The organism is Pedobacter sp. AJM (assembly GCF_002197755.1).
GTDB lineage: Bacteria > Bacteroidota > Bacteroidia > Sphingobacteriales > Sphingobacteriaceae > Pedobacter.
Genome location: NZ_NHOT01000003.1, coordinates 556025 through 573687 on the forward strand (window position 1 = coordinate 556025; position 17663 = coordinate 573687).

Annotated in this window: 19 protein-coding genes; 5 read left to right on the forward strand and 14 right to left on the reverse strand. The window is 38.5% G+C overall.

From position 1 onward, the window contains the following. The first annotated feature begins 178 nt into the window (after positions 1 to 178). Positions 179 to 1726 (forward strand): M20/M25/M40 family metallo-hydrolase, encoded by a 1548-nt coding sequence (locus tag CBW18_RS08165; protein ID WP_088300808.1) that lies wholly within the window; start codon positions 179 to 181, stop codon positions 1724 to 1726. A 290-nt stretch (positions 1727 to 2016) separates the two neighbouring features. Here CBW18_RS08165 and CBW18_RS08170 read toward each other — a convergent pair whose 3' ends face one another. The 6 genes from CBW18_RS08170 to glmM all read right to left on the reverse strand — a co-directional run bounded on the left by CBW18_RS08170 (position 2017) and on the right by glmM (position 8512). Further along, entirely contained in the window at positions 2017 to 3021 is a 1005-nt protein-coding gene (locus CBW18_RS08170) for a cytochrome d ubiquinol oxidase subunit II (protein WP_088300809.1), read from the reverse strand. 3 nt (positions 3022 to 3024) lie between these two features. Next, positions 3025 to 4356 (reverse strand): cytochrome ubiquinol oxidase subunit I, encoded by a 1332-nt coding sequence (locus tag CBW18_RS08175; RefSeq protein WP_088300810.1) that lies wholly within the window; start codon positions 4354 to 4356, stop codon positions 3025 to 3027. A gap of 163 nt (positions 4357 to 4519) precedes the next feature. Beyond that, positions 4520 to 5416 carry an MBL fold metallo-hydrolase gene (locus tag CBW18_RS08180; RefSeq protein WP_088300811.1) on the reverse strand — a complete coding sequence of 299 codons (897 nt, stop codon included), beginning with the start codon at positions 5414 to 5416 and terminating at the stop codon, positions 4520 to 4522. 73 nt (positions 5417 to 5489) lie between these two features. Then, on the reverse strand, positions 5490 to 5693 hold the full coding sequence (locus tag CBW18_RS08185) for a hypothetical protein (RefSeq protein WP_088300812.1): 204 nt from the start codon (positions 5691 to 5693) through the stop codon (positions 5490 to 5492). Positions 5694 to 5888: 195 nt separating this feature from the next. Next, positions 5889 to 7037 carry a cysteine desulfurase family protein gene (locus CBW18_RS08190; protein WP_088300813.1) on the reverse strand — a complete coding sequence of 383 codons (1149 nt, stop codon included), beginning with the start codon at positions 7035 to 7037 and terminating at the stop codon, positions 5889 to 5891. A gap of 89 nt (positions 7038 to 7126) precedes the next feature. Continuing rightward, the gene (glmM, locus tag CBW18_RS08195; RefSeq protein ID WP_088300814.1) at positions 7127 to 8512 is read right to left on the reverse strand and encodes a phosphoglucosamine mutase; all 1386 of its coding nucleotides are present in this window, start codon (positions 8510 to 8512) and stop codon (positions 7127 to 7129) included. 391 nt (positions 8513 to 8903) lie between these two features. Between glmM and CBW18_RS08200 the strand changes: the two genes are divergently transcribed. The 4 genes from CBW18_RS08200 (at position 8904) to CBW18_RS08215 (ending at position 11610) form a co-directional block, all read left to right on the forward strand. Next, positions 8904 to 9635, forward strand: coding sequence for a bifunctional 2-polyprenyl-6-hydroxyphenol methylase/3-demethylubiquinol 3-O-methyltransferase UbiG (locus tag CBW18_RS08200; RefSeq protein WP_088301341.1), 732 nt, complete (start codon positions 8904 to 8906; stop codon positions 9633 to 9635). Next, positions 9632 to 10195 (forward strand): phosphatase PAP2 family protein, encoded by a 564-nt coding sequence (locus CBW18_RS08205; protein WP_088300815.1) that lies wholly within the window; start codon positions 9632 to 9634, stop codon positions 10193 to 10195. The genes CBW18_RS08200 and CBW18_RS08205 overlap by 4 nt, the downstream gene beginning before the upstream one ends. Before the next feature lie 3 nt (positions 10196 to 10198). After that, positions 10199 to 10918 carry a ZIP family metal transporter gene (locus CBW18_RS08210; protein ID WP_088300816.1) on the forward strand — a complete coding sequence of 240 codons (720 nt, stop codon included), beginning with the start codon at positions 10199 to 10201 and terminating at the stop codon, positions 10916 to 10918. A gap of 224 nt (positions 10919 to 11142) precedes the next feature. Then, positions 11143 to 11610, forward strand: coding sequence for a Uma2 family endonuclease (locus tag CBW18_RS08215; protein WP_088300817.1), 468 nt, complete (start codon positions 11143 to 11145; stop codon positions 11608 to 11610). A gap of 35 nt (positions 11611 to 11645) precedes the next feature. Here the strand turns inward: CBW18_RS08215 and CBW18_RS21350 are convergent, their stop codons facing one another. From CBW18_RS21350 to CBW18_RS08250, 8 genes are all read right to left on the reverse strand, one after another. Next, positions 11646 to 11789 (reverse strand): DUF5522 domain-containing protein, encoded by a 144-nt coding sequence (locus CBW18_RS21350; RefSeq protein ID WP_172406475.1) that lies wholly within the window; start codon positions 11787 to 11789, stop codon positions 11646 to 11648. A 116-nt stretch (positions 11790 to 11905) separates the two neighbouring features. Beyond that, positions 11906 to 12859 carry an exonuclease gene (locus CBW18_RS08220; protein ID WP_088300818.1) on the reverse strand — a complete coding sequence of 318 codons (954 nt, stop codon included), beginning with the start codon at positions 12857 to 12859 and terminating at the stop codon, positions 11906 to 11908. Positions 12860 to 12942: 83 nt separating this feature from the next. Further along, entirely contained in the window at positions 12943 to 13557 is a 615-nt protein-coding gene (gene coaE / locus CBW18_RS08225; protein WP_088300819.1) for a dephospho-CoA kinase, read from the reverse strand. After that, positions 13557 to 14504, reverse strand: coding sequence for a CdaR family protein (locus CBW18_RS08230; RefSeq protein ID WP_253248991.1), 948 nt, complete (start codon positions 14502 to 14504; stop codon positions 13557 to 13559). The genes coaE and CBW18_RS08230 overlap by 1 nt, the downstream gene beginning before the upstream one ends. A gap of 191 nt (positions 14505 to 14695) precedes the next feature. After that, on the reverse strand, positions 14696 to 15016 hold the full coding sequence (gene yajC, locus CBW18_RS08235; RefSeq protein WP_088300820.1) for a preprotein translocase subunit YajC: 321 nt from the start codon (positions 15014 to 15016) through the stop codon (positions 14696 to 14698). Between the two features lie 57 nt (positions 15017 to 15073). Beyond that, entirely contained in the window at positions 15074 to 15508 is a 435-nt protein-coding gene (locus CBW18_RS08240) for a DUF1573 domain-containing protein (RefSeq protein ID WP_088300821.1), read from the reverse strand. Positions 15509 to 15510: 2 nt separating this feature from the next. Beyond that, entirely contained in the window at positions 15511 to 16461 is a 951-nt protein-coding gene (nusB, locus tag CBW18_RS08245) for a transcription antitermination factor NusB (protein WP_088300822.1), read from the reverse strand. 46 nt (positions 16462 to 16507) lie between these two features. After that, a complete protein-coding gene (locus CBW18_RS08250; RefSeq protein ID WP_088300823.1) occupies positions 16508 to 17596 on the reverse strand; it encodes a Glu/Leu/Phe/Val dehydrogenase in 1089 nt (362 codons plus the stop codon). Positions 17597 to 17663 lie beyond the last annotated feature (67 nt).

A 17663-nucleotide genomic window follows, 5' to 3' on the forward strand; every position in this document is an offset into this window, starting at 1 on the left:
AATACTTAGGATTGGCAGCTTCCTTTCCATAGCCTAAAAAACATCCTGCCGTTTAGGCAATTCCAATTAAAAAGGAATTACTTCAGGGCGGCGAAAGCTACAATCTGCAACATTTCCATTAACATCTGTTTCCACAGCCCTTATTCATTAAATTAGCGGATCATTAACTAATCCTATTATGAATAAAAAACTACTCTTACCTACTTTACTCCTGTTTACCTCTTCTTTTGCTTTTGCGCAAGACAAAAAAGTGATCGATAAGATTGTAAAAGAGGTAAATGAAAACTCACAATTAGAAAAACTTGCTCATGAACTTTTAGATGTTGTTGGACCACGTTTAGTCGGGTCTCCACAAATGAAGCAAGCCAACGACTGGGCAGTAAAAAAATACAGCGACTGGGGCATCTCTGCAAAGAACGAAAAATGGGGTGAATGGGCTGGCTGGGAACGCGGCATTACGCATATTGATATGGTAAGCCCAAGGTTGAGAACACTGGAAGGAACGCAATTGGCCTGGAGTCCTTCAACAAATGGACAAGCGATTAATGCTGAAGCAATTATTCTTCCTGCGATCACCGATTCGGTGGCCTTCCAAAAATGGCTGCCAAGCGTTAAAGGTAAAATTGTGTTAATTTCGATGAACCAACTTTCAGGCAGGCCTGAAAAAAATTGGGAAGAATTTGCTACCAAAGACTTGTTTGATAAGTTTAAAAAAGAAAAAACCGAAGCATTGAAATCCTGGACGGCCAGTATGGCAAAAACAGGTTACAATACCAAAACACTTCCCGTAGCTTTGGAAAATGCTGGAGCAGTGGCTGTGATCATCAATAACTGGTCGCAGGGTTTTGGTGTAGATAAGATCTTTGCTGCCAATACTACAAAAGTACCCACTTTAGATTTATCCGTGGAAGATTACGGATTGGTTTATCGTTTGGCTTTAAGCGGTAATAAGCCAATGCTTAAAATAGAATCTGAATCGAAAAAATTAGGTACTGTACCAACCTTTAATACGATTGCTGAAATCAAAGGAAAGCAGAAACCAAAAGAATATGTGATGTTATCTGCACATTTTGATTCCTGGGATGGGGCAAGCGGCGCAACAGATAATGGTTCAGGAACCATCATGATGATGGAAGCTATGCGTATTCTGAAAAAGTTTTATCCTAACCCAAAACGCACGATTTTAGTTGGACATTGGGGAAGTGAAGAACAAGGATTAAATGGTTCCAGGGCTTTTGTTGAAGATCATCCGGAAATTGTTAACAATCTCCAGGCTTTATTTAACCAGGATAACGGAACAGGCAGGGTAGTCAATATTGGCGGCCAGGGATTTGCCAAATCCAAAGATTACATCACCCGTTGGCTAAATGCAGTACCGGATACCATTAAAAATCAGATCAAAACCAGTTTCCCTGGCATGCCTGGTGCGGGCGGATCAGACTTTGCCTCTTTCGTGGCGGCAGGTGCTTTGGGTTATTCATTAAGTTCTACCAGTTGGGATTACGGAACCTATACCTGGCACACCAATCGTGATAGCTACGATAAGTTAGTTTTCGATGAAATTCGAAGCAATGTCATTTTAGCAGCAATTATGGTTTACATGGCTTGTGAAGATGCTGAAAAGACATCAACAGAAAAAGCGACAGATTTACCGGTGAATGAACGTACCGGAAAACCTGCCACTTGGCCGGAACAAAGAAAAGCAACCAGAAAAGGTGGATTATAGATCATGACTAAACCTAAATAAGAAATGAGCATCTGTAAACAGATGCTCATTTTTTTATGCATCAGATTTTAGATTTAATGTATTATTTATCATAAACAAACATCTTGAACCTATTTTTTTAATTTGTCTTGTTAGAAGACTATTTCTTGTTTCGCAACGAGGTTAAGAGGTGTCGTCATTGCGAACTGTAGGGTTGGGTCAAGCGATGGAGTGAAGCAATCTCTCTAAAAAGAATATATACTTAAAAGATTGCTTTGTCGTACCTCCTCGCAATGACGAATTTCTGATGGTTATTCCTCTTTCTTTTTGAACTTATAAAATAAATACCCTAAGAAAGGCAAGATCAAGATACTACCCAATAGCAAAGCCAAACCTAAACTATAAATGGTTTTCTGCGGACCTATCGTCTCAAAGAGCGAAATCGCATCTCCGTTCTTTAATCGGATAAAATTAGGAAAGTGCGCATAACTGATGGCTACCAGAATCATGGTTACCTGAAAACCTGCCAGAACACGTAAAATCTGTGTTTTACCTTTAATTAAAAGGTACCACAATAAAACCAATGATAAACTGGCCAGAATAATTGCCGTTAAACCAACCGGATTTTTAAAAACCCAATCCATAAGCGGAATTTTATCCAGCTGTGCTGCTATAAAAACCATTGCTCCAAATATAACTGCAGCAATGTTCATGTATTCGGCCTTCTGAATAAAGCGACGCTGATCGTGTACGTCTTCCGTTTCACCAATAAGGTAGATGGCGGCCAGAAATCCACACAAAGCCACTGTAAAAAGACCAACAGAAACCGAAAACCAATTTAGCCAGCTCCAGATATAGGCTGAAAGAAAATCATTTGCTTCGGTATCAATATGTCCGGATATGACACTGCCCGCAATGATCCCCAAAAATAAGGGAGTTATAAAACTGGAATACCTGAAAATTCGATTGTAAAGCCATTGCATATCATCTTTTATGGCATCATAATGCCTGAAAACGAAAGCTGTTCCACGGGCAATAATGCCAATAAGCATAATGAGTAAAGGGATATGCAGGTAAACCGACATCGTGGTGTAGATGTGCGGAAAGCCAACAAACAAAATCACAATGGCTATAATCAGCCACATGTGATTGGCTTCCCAAACCGGACCAATGGCTTGATACATGGTTTTACGGGTTCTGCTTCTGTTTTTTGTAGAAGTAAACAGCTCAATAATTCCCGCGCCAAAATCCGCTCCTCCAAGTAAAAAGTATAAAAGTATGCCCAAACATAAAAAGGTAATTACAACATATTCCATAATTTAATGATTAGGGGTTTCGGATATAGGATTGTTGTATAACACCGGAACCATTTTAATCTGCCGGTAAAGCAGAAAGGTTACAATAACACTCAGAGAGAAATAAATCGCTGAAAAGATGTAAAATGAATAAGCAATTCCCGGCATTGGCGTTACGGCATCTTTGGTACGCATAATGCCATAAATAATCCAGGGTTGACGCCCCACTTCTGTCACTATCCAGCCGGCTTCCAGCGCTACATAACCTAAAGGAATAGCAAGCACAAACAATTTAAGCAACCAGCGCTTCTCTAAAAGTGCTTTCTTTCTAATGAGATGAATAAAATATACAAGTGAAATTAAGGCCAGCAAGGTTCCTATTCCAACCATGATTTGAAAAGCATAATGCGTAACAGCGACTGGTGGTTGCTGATCTTTAGGTATTTGATCAAGGCCCTTTACTTCGGCCTTAAAATCACCGTGAGCCAGGAAACTCAAAGCACCCGGGATTTTAATCGCACCCTTTACAGTTTGGTCTTTTTCATTTACAATCCCCCCTATTAATAATGGAGCAGGCTTTTCGGTTTTATATAGCGCTTCCATGGCAGCAAGCTTTGCCGGTTGCCGTTTAGCTACATCTTTAGCAGAAATATCACCACTTAAGGGCTGTAACAATGCACCGATGCACGCAAACACTGCAGCAATCTTAAACGCCTGCAAATGAAAGTGCTTATTTTGATTTCTTAAAATCATCAAAGCATGAACACCTGCTACAGCAAAACCAGTAGCCGTAAATGCAGCCAGACACATATGCAAAGCCTGTGAAAACCAGGCCTTATTAAACATGGCCTGAATAGGATCAACATGGAGGTATTGACCATTTACAAAATCAAAGCCCGCCGGACTATTCATCCAGGAATTGGCCGCCACAACCAGAATTCCGGATGCCAATCCACTCACGCCTACCACCATTCCGGTAAACCAGTGAAACCATTTATTTAATTTGTCCCATCCATACAGAAAAAACCCTAAGGCTATAGCTTCGATAAAAAAAGCGGTTCCTTCCAGTGAAAAGGGCATCCCAAAAATCGGACCTGCATGTTCCATAAATTTTGGCCATAATAAGCCCAGTTCAAAAGATAACATCGTGCCAGACACTGCACCGGTAGCAAAAAAAATGGCAACACCTTTACTCCAGGCCTTCGTAAGATTTTTATAAACCTCATCATTTGTTTTTAACCATTTATAGTGCGATACAGCCATAAAAAATGGCATGACCATACCAATGCAGGAAAAAATAATGTGGAAGCCTAGTGATAAGGCCATTTGGGAGCGGGCAGCTAAGAAATCATCCATATCTGATATCCGATTGGTGTATCGCAAATATAAAAGATATGGATTGAGTTGGTGTTAATTTAGATACGCTGTTCAGATTTATTTTAAATATAGAACGTTTATAAATTGAAAATAGATTTGGACAGGTATTGCAAATTCATGAAAGGATAATCAGCAGTCAAAGTTAAGCCCCTTTTAATTCTTCATATGCAGCTGTCAAACTCCTTTGAATTCCCTCTCCCTGCCATTCCGGTGCATTTGGAATTGCCGTGGCCTTTAAAATTTCTTCTTTTGATTTGCCTGCCCTGATTTCTGCACTTACAAAACTGAGCAGCTGTTGAAGGTAATTCTGAAAAGCTTTCACATCCGCTTTGTTGCCAGTTACCTTTTCAGGATCTCGGCTATGTCCGAATATAAATAATGTATCCTGGTCAAACTGTTGGTAAATTTTATCCAGAGCGCTTATCCAATTTCCGATATGCGCACCATTTTCACGATCGATGTACGGATATTTCCTATTAGAAACCAAATCTCCAACGTGAACTATATTGGCATTTTCAAAATGATAGATGGCATCGCCATTGGTATGCCCTGAACCATAATAATAAGCACTGATTTTTTCACCACCCACCGGTGCTTTCCATCCTGTACCAAAGGTGGTATCCGGCAACAATTGCTGATCTAAATTATTCGCCTTCTCCGCTGCGCTCTTTTGATTTACCAGGGAATTCTGGTGCGCCACAACTTTTTCTGCCAGGCCTTTAAAAGCAATGTTCCCTGCGGTGTGATCGCCATGATGGTGCGTATTAAGAAGGTATTTAAATGGCTTTTCGCCCATTTTTTTTAATTCTGCAATCACATGTGGCGCCGAAGCTGGAAACTGCGCATCAACGACTACAAATCCGCTTGAAGAATTTAACCAGCCGATTGTTCCACCCTGTTCCGTAAAAATCCCTACATTATTTCTAATTGTTTTAAAGTTGTAGCCTAATACCGGAGATTGTGCAAACACATCTGTCTTGTAAACTGAAAGCAAAGCCATGGCTAATGCAGAATTTTTGATAAAATTTCTTCTTTCCATTTTAAGTCATATTTAAAAAGCCACAACATTTTTGCTGTGGCTTAAATTTAATAATTCTTTCAGAAATTAAAGGTTAAATCCCTGAACCTGGAGTGGTTCCCGGCTCGTGGCCCGGACCAAATGAATTGTTTTTGCGCCCTTTATCTTTATCAAATAAGTTTGTTGCTACTTTAGATGACTTGTTATCATCCAGATTTCTATTTTCTTTAACATCTTCGGCTGTCTTATCCAGCAATTCATTCTCAATAACTTTGCCTTTTTCTTTATTCGTTTCCATAGTGATTTTAAATTGATGTATTATAGGAACACATGAGAAATAATATTGTTTTAACAGTAGTCTTTGCAATCTGTGACTTACAGGGACAGGGAATTAATTTATTAAAGCTGGTGAGTTAACAACTAATGGCAAGAAATGATTAAACAAAAAAGTCCCGGATTACTCCGGGACAGTTCCTATTTGGTTAATGATATTTTAGGCTAAAGCATTCTGCTTTACTACCATTTTTACTTTCTCTATCACATAGTCCAGTTCTTCTTTTGTAGTATATTTACTGAAAGAAAAACGTACAGACGGACGATTGGGATCGGCTTTAATAGCGTTTAGTACATGTGAACCAATGTTAGAACCTGATGAACAGGCACTGCCACCGGAAGCGCAAATGCCGTTAATATCTAAATTAAACAGCAGCATATCTCCCATATCCATTTCAGGAAAAGAAACATTCAGTACTGTATACAGACTTTTATCCGCATCAGTTTCTCCATTAAAACCAATACCTGGAATTTCTGCAATTAACTGCGATTTCAGATAATCTTTTAAACCTTGAATATGACTTTGATGTGCTTCCATTTCAGCATAGGCCATTTCCAAAGCCTTTGCCAAACCTACTATACCATACACATTTTCAGTTCCTCCACGCATGTTACGTTCTTGTGCGCCACCATAAATCATTGGTGGAATTTTAATGCTGCTATTTACATACAAGAAACCCACACCTTTTGGTCCGTGGAGTTTATGTGCGGCACATACAATAAAATGTGCTTTCAGTTCACGCACATTATGAACGTAATGCCCCATGGTTTGAACGGTATCGGCATGATAAATGGCATTATATTTTTCGCAGATATCACCCACTTTGACCATATCTGTAAGGGTACCCAATTCATTATTGGCATGCATGAGGGAAACAAAAGTGCGTCCGTTATTTTCCAATAATTCTTCTAAATGCGCGTAATCAATATTGCCTTTTTCATCTATATTTACAAAACTCAGCTTATCAATCTCGCCATTTTTCAGCATGATATTTAAAGTATGTTCTACCGCATGGTGTTCAATTTTAGAGGTAATGGCATGCTTAATTCCATACGCAAAAATACCGCAACGAATGGCTGTATTATCTGCTTCTGTTCCACCTGAAGTAAAAAATATTTCAGAAGGTGATGCACCCAAAAGGTTAGCGACAGTTTTCCGGGCCTTTTCCACCAAAGTTCTTACCTCACGTCCCAGCGCATGAATGGCTGATGGATTACCATAGTAGTTTTCCATCACATTACTCATTTCGGCAATTACTTGTTTATCTAATGGTGTGGTAGCCGCGTTATCTAAATAAATCCTTTTCATATTGTGATTGTCACCTTTTAAATGATTTCATCTATAGAGATGAAATCACGAATTAATGTTGTTCTTTTAATTATTGCCTTTAATTCCAGTTACAAATGCAATATTTCCTTGATATCAGAAATAATTTTATTTGCCAGACTTTCTGCAATGGTTTCATTTTCTGCTTCGCTATAAATGCGGATAATCGGTTCGGTATTAGAACGGCGCAAGTGCACCCACGTCTTATCGAACTCTATTTTTAAACCATCAATAGTGCTGTAAGGCTGCTTTTTATATTTCTCTTCCACTTGCTTCAACAAATTGTCGATATCCATTTCTGCAGTGAGTGTTATTTTATTTTTAGAGATGTAATATTGCGGGTAGCTACCTCTTAATACGGAAATAGATTTACCAAATTTTGCCAAATGAGTTAAAAATAAAGCGATCCCTACCAAAGCATCTCTGCCATAATGAGAAGCTGGATAAATGATTCCACCATTGCCTTCACCACCAATGATGGCGTTGCTTTCTTTCATTTTATTCACCACGTTCACTTCACCAACCGCTGAAGCATGATATTCAGCGCCTGCTTTTTCCGTTACATCACGAAGTGCCCTGGTTGATGAAAGATTGGAAACCGTATTTCCAGGGGTGTTTCTCAACACGTAATCGGCTACGGCAACCAAAGTATATTCTTCACCAAACATACTTCCATCTTCATTAACAAAACACAAACGGTCAACATCCGGATCTACCACAATACCTAAATCTGCATTTTGTTTTTGAACTTCTTTTGAAATCTCCGTCAGGTTTTCCGGAAGTGGTTCTGGGTTATGCGGAAAATGTCCGTTGGGTTCGCAATATAATTCTGTAACCCTGGCCACGCCCAAAGCCTTTAATAAAGCCGGTACAAAAATACCACCCGTAGAGTTTACAGCATCAATGACAACCTTAAAATCAGCCTTTTTTATTGCTTCTACATCAACAAGCGGCAAAGCCAAAACCTTATCGATATGTTTTTGAAGATAAGTGTCATTTTGAATAACCTTGCCTAATTTATCCACCTCTGCAAATTCAAACGCCGCGCTTTCAGCCAGTTCTAAAACTTCAATACCATCGGCATCGCTGATAAACTCACCATCCGCATTTAATAACTTCAGTGCATTCCATTGTTTGGGGTTATGACTTGCGGTTAAAATGATACCACCACCCGCATGCTCATCAGGTACGGCAATTTCAACCGTTGGTGTGGTTGATAAACCTAAATCGATCACCTCAATCCCCAGTCCCTGCAAGGTACCGATCACCAGATGATTAACCATTTCGCCCGAAATCCGGGCATCACGACCTAAAACAATTCTTTTAACTCCTGTTTTTTGGACTACCCAGCTTCCAAAAGCAGCGGTAAATTTCACTATGTCAATCGGTGTTAAGCCATTTCCAGCCTGTCCGCCTATCGTTCCTCTTATTCCCGAAATCGATTTTATTAAAGTCACTTATTCTATCTAATGTTGAGCATCAAAAATAAGAAAAAAAACAAGATAGCAGATATCCTAACTGTGTTACAGAAGTTAATTTACATTTAGTTTATATCTATTTATACGATGTATTTAGTAGGGATACAACCACTTTCCTGACAAAAAAGACAAAGCATTTGCGCCTCAAGAAATGCGCTAAGGCCTTACTTAAAAAATAATTATGCAATATTGTTGCAAAAAAATCCACATTAGCCATCTGGCAATAGTAAAATCTTATATTTGCAGAAAATTTAGTAATTTAATGATTACACAGGGAATGATATAGATGCTTCGGCTTAAAATTAATCTGCTGCGTTTAATCGAATTTTATCTAAGTTTGCATCCTTTTAAAAAATACAAACAGCTTTTTATGCAGCGCAAATGGTTTCAATATTGGTTTAATTCGCCATATTATCATATTCTTTACCAACAAAGAAATAACGCTGAAGCTGAATTCTTCATTGACAGGTTAACGCTTTTTCTTCAGCCAAAACCCGATTCCAGAACACTTGATATTGCATGTGGCAAAGGCAGGCATGCCATTTACCTCAATAAAAAGGGATTTGATGTTACCGGAATTGACTTATCTGAACAAAGCATTAAGTATGCCCGGCGGTTCGAAAACAACAAACTGCATTTTCTGGTGCATGATATGCGAAAGCTTTTCTACATCAATTATTTTGATATTGCGCTAAACCTGTTTACCAGTTTCGGTTATTTTGATACAGAAAAGGAACATGTTAATGCCCTGAAGACATTCAGAAAATGCCTTAAAGCGGATGGGGTATTGATTCTTGATTACTTTAACACCGAAAAAATTATCCGGAATCTGAACACCTGCGAAGTAAAATCACTGGACGGGATTGCTTTCAACATTTCAAAACACGTAACAGACGGAAAGATCATCAAGAAAATCAATTTTGAAGATAAAGGGAAGACGTATCATTTTGAAGAGCGTGTTCAGGCATTTAGTTTTGAAGATTTTGAGCGGATGATATCATCAGCCGGGATGGTAATCCATCAAACCTTCGGTAACTATGAACTGGATGATTTTGATCAAAACACATCAGACCGGTTAATTTTAATCTGTAAAAAAGCATGATAGAAAGCATACAGCAGTTTGATCTGGCCTTATTTATCAAAATCCACCGGGGGCTTTCCAATGGCTTTTTCGATTGGCTCATGCCACTCATGCGGAACCGGTTTTTCTGGTCGCCACTTTATGTTTTCATCATTGTTTTCTGCATTAAACAATATAAAAAACAGGGCTACTATATTATTGGCATGATCCTGTTTACCTTTGCTTCTGCTGATTTAATTTCTTCACGTGTGATCAAACCCTGGGTTTCGAGGGTTCGTCCATGCAATGATTTAACGATAGCCAATGACATTATTCACCGTGTGCCCTGCGGAAGCGGTTTAAGCTTTCCTTCGGCACATGCCACTAACCATTTTGCCATTGCTGTATTTTTAATTTTTGTTTTTTATAGCCGGTGGAAGCCCATTTTACCCATCGGATTGTTTTGGGCCTTTATCATTAGTTTTGCACAAGTGTATGTTGGCGTTCATTATCCTATTGATGTTACAGCAGGCGCATTGCTCGGAGCATTAATCGGCTTCATCTGTTCAAAAATGTTTAAAAAATTACAACCTGATTTTTAAGCGATGGAAATCTGGAAACTCTGCGTACTTTTCTTCTGCGCCTTTTTAGGCGGAACAGCTATATTTTTGGTTAAAAGCGATAAATCTAAGTTACTGAAACTGATCTTATCTTTTAGTGGTGCCTATTTGTTTGCCATTACCGTATTACATCTCATACCAGATGCTTTTGGCGGACCGGATAAAAGCGAAATCGGGATTTTCATTCTGGTAGGCTTTCTTTTACAGGTATTTCTGGAACAATTCTCTGAAGGTGTTGAACATGGTCATATCCACAAACACCATGATGGGCATGTATTTCCATTCGGCATTATGATTAGTTTGTGTTTACATGCATTTTTAGAAGGTATGCCTTTGGCAAAAGAACAGCATAATGAACTAATTTTTGGCATTTCCTTACACCATATCCCTGCTGCATTTGCTTTAGGGAGCATTTTAATGCAAAATCATTTCAAAAAAGGAAGTATAATTCTCTATCTGATCATTTTTGCAATTATGGCTCCATTGGGCTTTTATGTCAGTATGGGCTTAAGTAACGGCAGCATTGGCGGTGTAGAGGCTTATTTTAATAAAATTATGGGGGTGGTGATCGGAATCTTCCTTCATATATCGACCACTATCTTATTTGAATCCAGTGCCGACCATAAAATCAACCTCCGCAAAATGATCGCTGTTTTATTAGGAATCGGTGTTGCTTTAATAGGCTTCTTTGCCGGGCATCATTAAAATCATACCATCAGCTGGAAAAAGTAACAATAAAAAATCTACAATTTTGATTATCTTGCTTTATGGATGAAATTGTAAATGAACCAGCAGTAGTCTATCAAAAAAGACGTTATACTGTTAAGGAATACCTTACGATGGAATAGGTATCACCAATAAAACACGAATATTTTGAGGGTGAAATCTTCCCGCTTCATCAGGAAGATAGTGCGTTAGGTGTAACCTCCATGTCTGGTGTGACGCTTAATCATAACTTTATATTCTCGAATACTTTCGGTTTTCCTAGCCAAAAATTATACGGATCAAAGTGTATTCCTTTTGGAAGTGATATGAGAATGAACATTCCCGAAAACACTTTATTCACCTATCCTGATATATCAATCTACTGCAATAAAATCAAGCACCTGGAGGAAGATGAAAATACGACTCTCCTTCCGACTGTTATCATTGAAAATCTTTCTCCTTCTACAGAAGATTATGACAGGGACAATAAATTTAAACTGTATAGAGATATTCCGTCTTTAAAAGAATATATCATGATCGATCCCACAGCGATTTCAGTTGAAGCTTTTTACATTAATGCGCATCAGAACTGCGAGTTAAAGGAATATAAAAATATAGATGAAAATCTGGATTTCCATAGCCTTGGTTTTAATATACAGCTGAAGGACATTTATCAACATGTTAAATTTTAGGTCAGCAGAAAAAGATAACTGAAATCATAAATCAGCTATTTCTTCACCTTCTTTTTCCCGTAGCCCCAGGGGCAATGCTTACATTTATTTTTACAGCAATAACCCCGCTTTAAATGATAAGCTTCGGTAAAAACCATCAAACCATCTTCATTAAAATAAAAGTCTTCGCCTTCTTTCATATTTTAAATTTCGAATGAGAGAATGAGGGAATGAATGAATGAGAGAATGAATGAATGAGAGAATGAGATTTTTCAAGTCACAATGCCTTCATTCAATTATTATCTGATTCCTTCAATCAATCATTTTTACTGTTCAGTATTTTAACTTCTAAGTTCCCCTTAAAATAGTCTTTCAGCTGCTTACCGTCACCATGTAATGTCCATATCTGTTTCGGTTTTACTTTTTCGATGGTTTCCAATATGGCTTCCCAATCGGCGTGATCAGATATATATAGTGAAATTCCGTTTTGCTGCTGCAGATTTTTCCACCCTGAAGCAAAAGCCCTGACCACATTAATCGCTTTATGATAACTATGAAAGACCATTGGTGGCACAATATAAACCTGATGCTGCTGGTTATTCTTCATTACTTTACGATCATACATTTTATATTTACCCAGGTTAATGCCATAATCTTCGTAAATGTTCACAAAAGGCATGATGCTGTGATGCACCATTATATTTTTAGTTGGGCAGTGATGATTGAGCAATTGAATAATCCTTTGGCTTTTACCTAAAGCATAAGCACCCAGCATAATGTTTGCATTTGTATCATTCAACTTTTCTATTTCCGTAACTGGAGACGGATGTTTGGTATCAGGATTGGCAAAGGTACTTTCTGTAATCAACACATCAGCCTGTACAAATTCGAAGGGTTCGCAGGTTGCATCAGGTTCTATCTTATAATCTCCCGTATAAAGATATTTAATTCCCTGATATTCCATTAAAACCTGTGCAGAGCCCAGGATATGTCCGGCTGAATAAAAGGTGATGGTAACCTCCTTTATCTTAAAGGATTGATGATAAGCTTTGATATAAAAATCTACAGCAGCAAACTTACGGTAACGGTGTTTCATGAACGATTCTGTAGCAGCCGTACAATATACATGCTCACTGCCACCAATGGCATGATCGCCATGGGCATGAGAAACTACTGCCTCTTTTACAGGTTGCTGCGGATCTAAATAAAAGTCTCCGTAAACACAATACAATCCTGTTGGCGTAATGGTAATAAAATCATCTAAAATCATAATCGGGATTAATACATGTAGAATATGCGACAGATTTGCAGGTCGTATTTTTAAAATTCATGATGGGATGGATAAATGAATGATCAGGCTAAACTTGATGCATCAGCTGCTTTTTTCAGAAATTGTTTATGCAAAGCCAGCACCTGTTCAATAATGGAATGTTCCTCATCATTAACCATAAAATGACCGGATAATTTAGCCTTTTGCTCATCAGTAAACTGTTTATCCATTCTGGCCTTCACCTGTTCAGCAGAAACCTGATCACGCTGCATCACGCGCGCTAGTTTCAACGACAGAGGAGCAGTTACCAGAACAGATGTATCGCACATTTTATATGAACCGCTCTCAAAAAGCAGCGCAGCCTCCTTCATAGTATAAGGTACACGCTCATCAATCTGCTTCTCCCAATCGTCAAAAGCCCTGAATACCGCCGGATGAACCAAAGCGTTCAGTCTGGCCAGTTCAGTTTCATGACTGAAAACTATTGCCGCCAGGTGTTTATTGTTGAGTTTGCCCTCTGCAGTATAACTTTCCTCACCGAAGGCAGATTTAATGCCAGCAATCAGTAATTGATCCGTTACCATAATTTCTTTTGCCACCGTATCTGCATAAAACACCGGGATGCCTAAAACTTCAAAAACCTTACAAATGGTTGTTTTACCACTGCCAATTCCACCTGTAATTCCTACTTTATACATTATTTTTCTACTACAAAATCTACTTTTGAAGGATTGATATTGATCAGTTTACAATAATCCGGGAACTCCGTAATCTTTACAGTAAACTGCTTGTGCGCTAAATCCTGCCATTCATTCACATCAACGGTTGCAGTAATGAAGTTATCATTTACCTGACTATAATTACCCAAAGCAACTAAAAAAGTTACCTTAATTTTCTTTGGATAAAGCTTGATGCTGTTGTAATTTTTATTATTAATGATTTTTAATGGCACCTCAACAGTCTTTTCTGTAAACTCATCCACCGGAAGTTTCACTTCTACGGATGACGGATAAATGCTGACATTTTTTTGAGGACTATGCTGCAGGCCGATCCTCACGGTTGTACTCCCCTGAATTTTACTCAGCTTTAAGGTATCTGTCGGCCAGATCGAAATTTTGCTTAATTCTTCTGCCGGACCGGCCACTTTTACGTATTGCGGGTTTAAAATGATGTCGCTGGAAATCCCATACTGGCTGATGAAGTCCAGCTTGCTGACCAGTTTAATGGAAACCTTTTTTACCGTTCGCTTGGTGAAATCAAAATATAAAGTATCAGGCTTTACAGAAATCACTTTTTGGGTGCTTTCCAGTTGCCTGTTTACATTGTACAACTGATCTGAAAACGTAATAAAATCTTTGGTATTTAACTGGCTTAAGCTCACGGATATGGATGGCGGACTAATCCGTAGCCTGGCGAATATTAATTGCCAGCCTGTTCCTTCTACCTGTAAGTCAACCGTATCTGATTGAAGCGGATAAAATGCCCGGCGGGTAGGTGTATTTTTAAAAACGAGAACTGTTTTAGCCGTATAGATATACTTGTTGTTCAGCGCCATAAAAAGCCATGCCGCAATTGCCAGAAACAAACAGGCCAAGAGTGTAAAAACACGTCTTTTCTCTATTTGGGTTAATCTAATAAAAGGCATATTAATTATCTTAATCTCAATGGATGATGAACCAATTACAACAATACCGCCAAATGTAGCAAAAGTAAACAGGTGCTCAAATAGAAATGGTATAAAGAACCCAAATAGCTGCTGGTTGCATATTTCTAAATTCGCGAAAATAAAAAAACCGTCGATCTGCTGAACGACGGTTTTCTTAAATAATGATGATCTTAAGCCTTAGTTGGTGCGGTTACTGCTTTCGTCGCATCTAATGATACAGCAGATTTATCGAAACGGATTTTTACGCCGCCTTCCACTTCGATTAAAAAAGTAGTGTCGTTCATGTCTGCAATACGTCCGTGAATACCTGCAGTGGTAATGATTTTATCACCTTTTTTCAGCTCTGCCACTAATTTTTTATGCTCCTTAGCTTTTTTAACCTGCGGGCGGATCATGAAAAAGTAGAAAACTACCATAATTAATACCATAGGTACAATGGTAGTGAGCATGTTACCGCCACCTGCTGCCTGTAAAATTACTGTTGATGTCATTTTTTTATTGATTTGATTTGTATGTTAATATTGGTTCAGCCAAAGTTAGCTGGCTGCTTATTTTTTCTCCCTTACATCACCCACCAGGTGAACAGTTGAGATGGAAGGGTTAGCATTAGAGTTAATGGTAATCACTTTATCCTGCATCCCTTGTTTTCCTGTGCTATTAAAAACCACTTTAAGACTACCTTCTTTACCCGGCAAAATGGGGTCCTTTGGTACTTCAGGAACCGTACAACCACAAGTGGCTGTGGCATTTGAGATAATCAGCGGACTTTTACCTGCATTTTTAAATTTAAATTCATGATTAACCTTATCACCTTGTACGATCTTTCCAAAATCAAAAATTTCTCTTTCAAAAACAATTACGGGTGCGTCTGCCGACACTTTAGTGCTACCTGATGATGGCGCCGTTTCTGTGGTGGAATTATTAGCATTGCGGCATGCTGTAAAAGACAATGCGGCAATAGCCAGAATGAATACCTTCTTCATAATTACTCTTCGATTAATCCGCGACCGATCTTTTTAATGGTATTATTTTTCTTAAGGTCGCCTAAAATTTTGTCTAAAATACCATTTATGAACGAATTACTTTTCGGCGTACTGTAATCTTTTGAAAGCTCTAAATATTCGTTAATGGTCACTTTCACAGGGATAGATGGGAAATTTAACAATTCGCAAATGGCCATTTTCATTAAAATCGTATCCATTAGGGCAATACGTTCAGACTCCCAGTTTTTTGTCCTTTCAGCAATCATTTCCTGGTACTTTGCATCATTTTGCAAGGTATGCACAAAAAGATCCTGTACAAATTTGCTGTCTTCCGTCCAGTCTGCACTGATTTCAGTTAACTTATTTTTGAATGGATCATCGAAGGTAAAATTCTTGAGCGTTTTAGCCACCATGCCTTTCATCACTTCATGATCTACCTGCCAGTTGATAAATTTTTCTTCAAAAACCTGTAAAATAGCCTGATTCTTTAAGATAATTTTTCTAAAAATGTACTTGATGATGTCTTTGGATGATTCTAAACTTTCATTGGGATCAGCCAGATATTCTGCATATTCTTTTGAAGCCTTTAAAGAATTGAATACGGTTTTACGAATTTCCGGATCAAATCCCCAGTCTACCTTGTATTTTTTGACTGCTGATACATATTCAGGGTTTTGCTGCATTAAAACACTAAACTTATTGTGAAGCAGTTTTAAATTGGGATTAAGATCATCTGCAGTTTTCAGGTGTTTATTTGCACGCTCTGCAGCGTCATTGGCCGTAAACTCGGTCACTTCTACCATAAGTGATAACATCCAGATGTACATTTCGTACACGCTGTCGATGCTTTGCATCAGGAGTTTTAAATCTCCTTTAATGTCTTTTTTGTCTGCCATGTGCCATGCAAAAATATTTTGCAAAGCTTTGATCCTTAAGTGCCTTCTGTTTAACATGAATGTAAGAACGAGTGGGTTTTTTAAAACCTTTTTTTAATAATTATTAATATGACGATTTAATTTTTTTAATATCGGCAATCCGTTTTTCAGCAATCCGGTTTGCAGCGATGTTGGTTGATATTTTTTCTGATTTACTCAGTTTGATGACACTTCTTGTGGCATCATAAATATTTTCGGTGAGCTGAACAGTGCGTTTTTTTCCAAAACCAGTCCATTCAGAATAGCAGGCAATTAATCCACCTGCATTAATCAGGTAATCAGGAGCAAATAAAATTCCTTTTTTAGAAAGCAGTTCACTATCCAAAACCTCATCCTTAAGCTGATTATTTGCAGAGCCGGCAATAATGGCAAATTTCATGCGCTCAATGGTTTTGTTATTTACTGTAGCTCCCATGGCACATGGCGCATAAACATCGGCATCAATACCGAAGATTTTATCAGCTTCAATGGGCTTTGCTTTGTATTTACGGGCAACGTAAGTGAGTTGTTCCTGGTTAATGTCACTGATCAGCACCTCTGCATTTTCCTTTCTTAACAAGGCCACCAGGTGTTCGCCAACATTACCAATTCCCTGTACTACAATGGTTCTGCCGGCAAGCATATCGGTACCAAAAACTTCTTTTACACTGGCTTTAATACCGAGATAAACACCCTGAGCAGTAAAAGGTGCCGGATTTCCTGCCCCGCCGATGGATTCAGGAACGCCCGTAACATAATTCGTTTCCATGCGGATATACTCCATATCCCTGGTATTGGTTCCCATTTCTTCCGCAGTAATGAACTCGCCATTCAGATTTTTAATAAACCTTCCATAGCTGCGCATCAGCGTCTCCGTTTTATCCTTCCTGGAATCGCCGATAATTACGCCTTTTCCACCACCCAGGTTTAAACCTGTAATGGAAGCTTTATACGTCATTCCTCTTGATAAACGCAAGGCATCTTCTAAAGCTTCTCCTTCGGTGGCATAGCTCCACATCCGGGTTCCGCCCAAAGCCGGACCTAAAGTGGTATCATGAATGGCAATAATTGCTTTCAAGCCAGTATCCGGATCATTGCAAAAAACCAATTTCTTATGCCCGTAGGCACTTAATTGAGCTAATATGGATGAATCGGACGGAGAATTTGCTGGCATATTTAACGATCGGCTAACTTCCTGCAAAATTAAAATAAAAAAACCATTAATACATGCATTTAACTTA

Excerpts from the sequence above, each read along its gene's own strand:
- CBW18_RS08165 (WP_088300808.1), top strand. The coding sequence starts at position 179 with ATGAATAAAAAACTACTCTTACCTACTTTACTCCTGTTTACCTCTTCT.
- CBW18_RS08240 (WP_088300821.1), bottom strand. The coding sequence starts at position 15,508 with ATGAAGAAGGTATTCATTCTGGCTATTGCCGCATTGTCTTTTACAGCA.
- CBW18_RS08200 (WP_088301341.1), top strand. The coding sequence starts at position 8,904 with ATGCAGCGCAAATGGTTTCAATATTGGTTTAATTCGCCATATTATCAT.
- CBW18_RS08180 (WP_088300811.1), bottom strand. The coding sequence starts at position 5,416 with ATGGAAAGAAGAAATTTTATCAAAAATTCTGCATTAGCCATGGCTTTG.
- CBW18_RS08205 (WP_088300815.1), top strand. The coding sequence starts at position 9,632 with ATGATAGAAAGCATACAGCAGTTTGATCTGGCCTTATTTATCAAAATC.
- CBW18_RS21350 (WP_172406475.1), bottom strand. The coding sequence starts at position 11,789 with ATGAAAGAAGGCGAAGACTTTTATTTTAATGAAGATGGTTTGATGGTT.
- CBW18_RS08170 (WP_088300809.1), bottom strand. The coding sequence starts at position 3,021 with ATGGAATATGTTGTAATTACCTTTTTATGTTTGGGCATACTTTTATAC.
- CBW18_RS08210 (WP_088300816.1), top strand. The coding sequence starts at position 10,199 with ATGGAAATCTGGAAACTCTGCGTACTTTTCTTCTGCGCCTTTTTAGGC.
- CBW18_RS08230 (WP_253248991.1), bottom strand. The coding sequence starts at position 14,504 with ATGCCTTTTATTAGATTAACCCAAATAGAGAAAAGACGTGTTTTTACA.
- coaE (WP_088300819.1), bottom strand. The coding sequence starts at position 13,557 with ATGTATAAAGTAGGAATTACAGGTGGAATTGGCAGTGGTAAAACAACC.
- CBW18_RS08185 (WP_088300812.1), bottom strand. The coding sequence starts at position 5,693 with ATGGAAACGAATAAAGAAAAAGGCAAAGTTATTGAGAATGAATTGCTG.
- CBW18_RS08250 (WP_088300823.1), bottom strand. The coding sequence starts at position 17,596 with ATGCCAGCAAATTCTCCGTCCGATTCATCCATATTAGCTCAATTAAGT.
- CBW18_RS08215 (WP_088300817.1), top strand. The coding sequence starts at position 11,143 with ATGTCTGGTGTGACGCTTAATCATAACTTTATATTCTCGAATACTTTC.
- nusB (WP_088300822.1), bottom strand. The coding sequence starts at position 16,461 with ATGTTAAACAGAAGGCACTTAAGGATCAAAGCTTTGCAAAATATTTTT.
- CBW18_RS08190 (WP_088300813.1), bottom strand. The coding sequence starts at position 7,037 with ATGAAAAGGATTTATTTAGATAACGCGGCTACCACACCATTAGATAAA.
- CBW18_RS08175 (WP_088300810.1), bottom strand. The coding sequence starts at position 4,356 with ATGGATGATTTCTTAGCTGCCCGCTCCCAAATGGCCTTATCACTAGGC.
- yajC (WP_088300820.1), bottom strand. The coding sequence starts at position 15,016 with ATGACATCAACAGTAATTTTACAGGCAGCAGGTGGCGGTAACATGCTC.
- CBW18_RS08220 (WP_088300818.1), bottom strand. The coding sequence starts at position 12,859 with ATGATTTTAGATGATTTTATTACCATTACGCCAACAGGATTGTATTGT.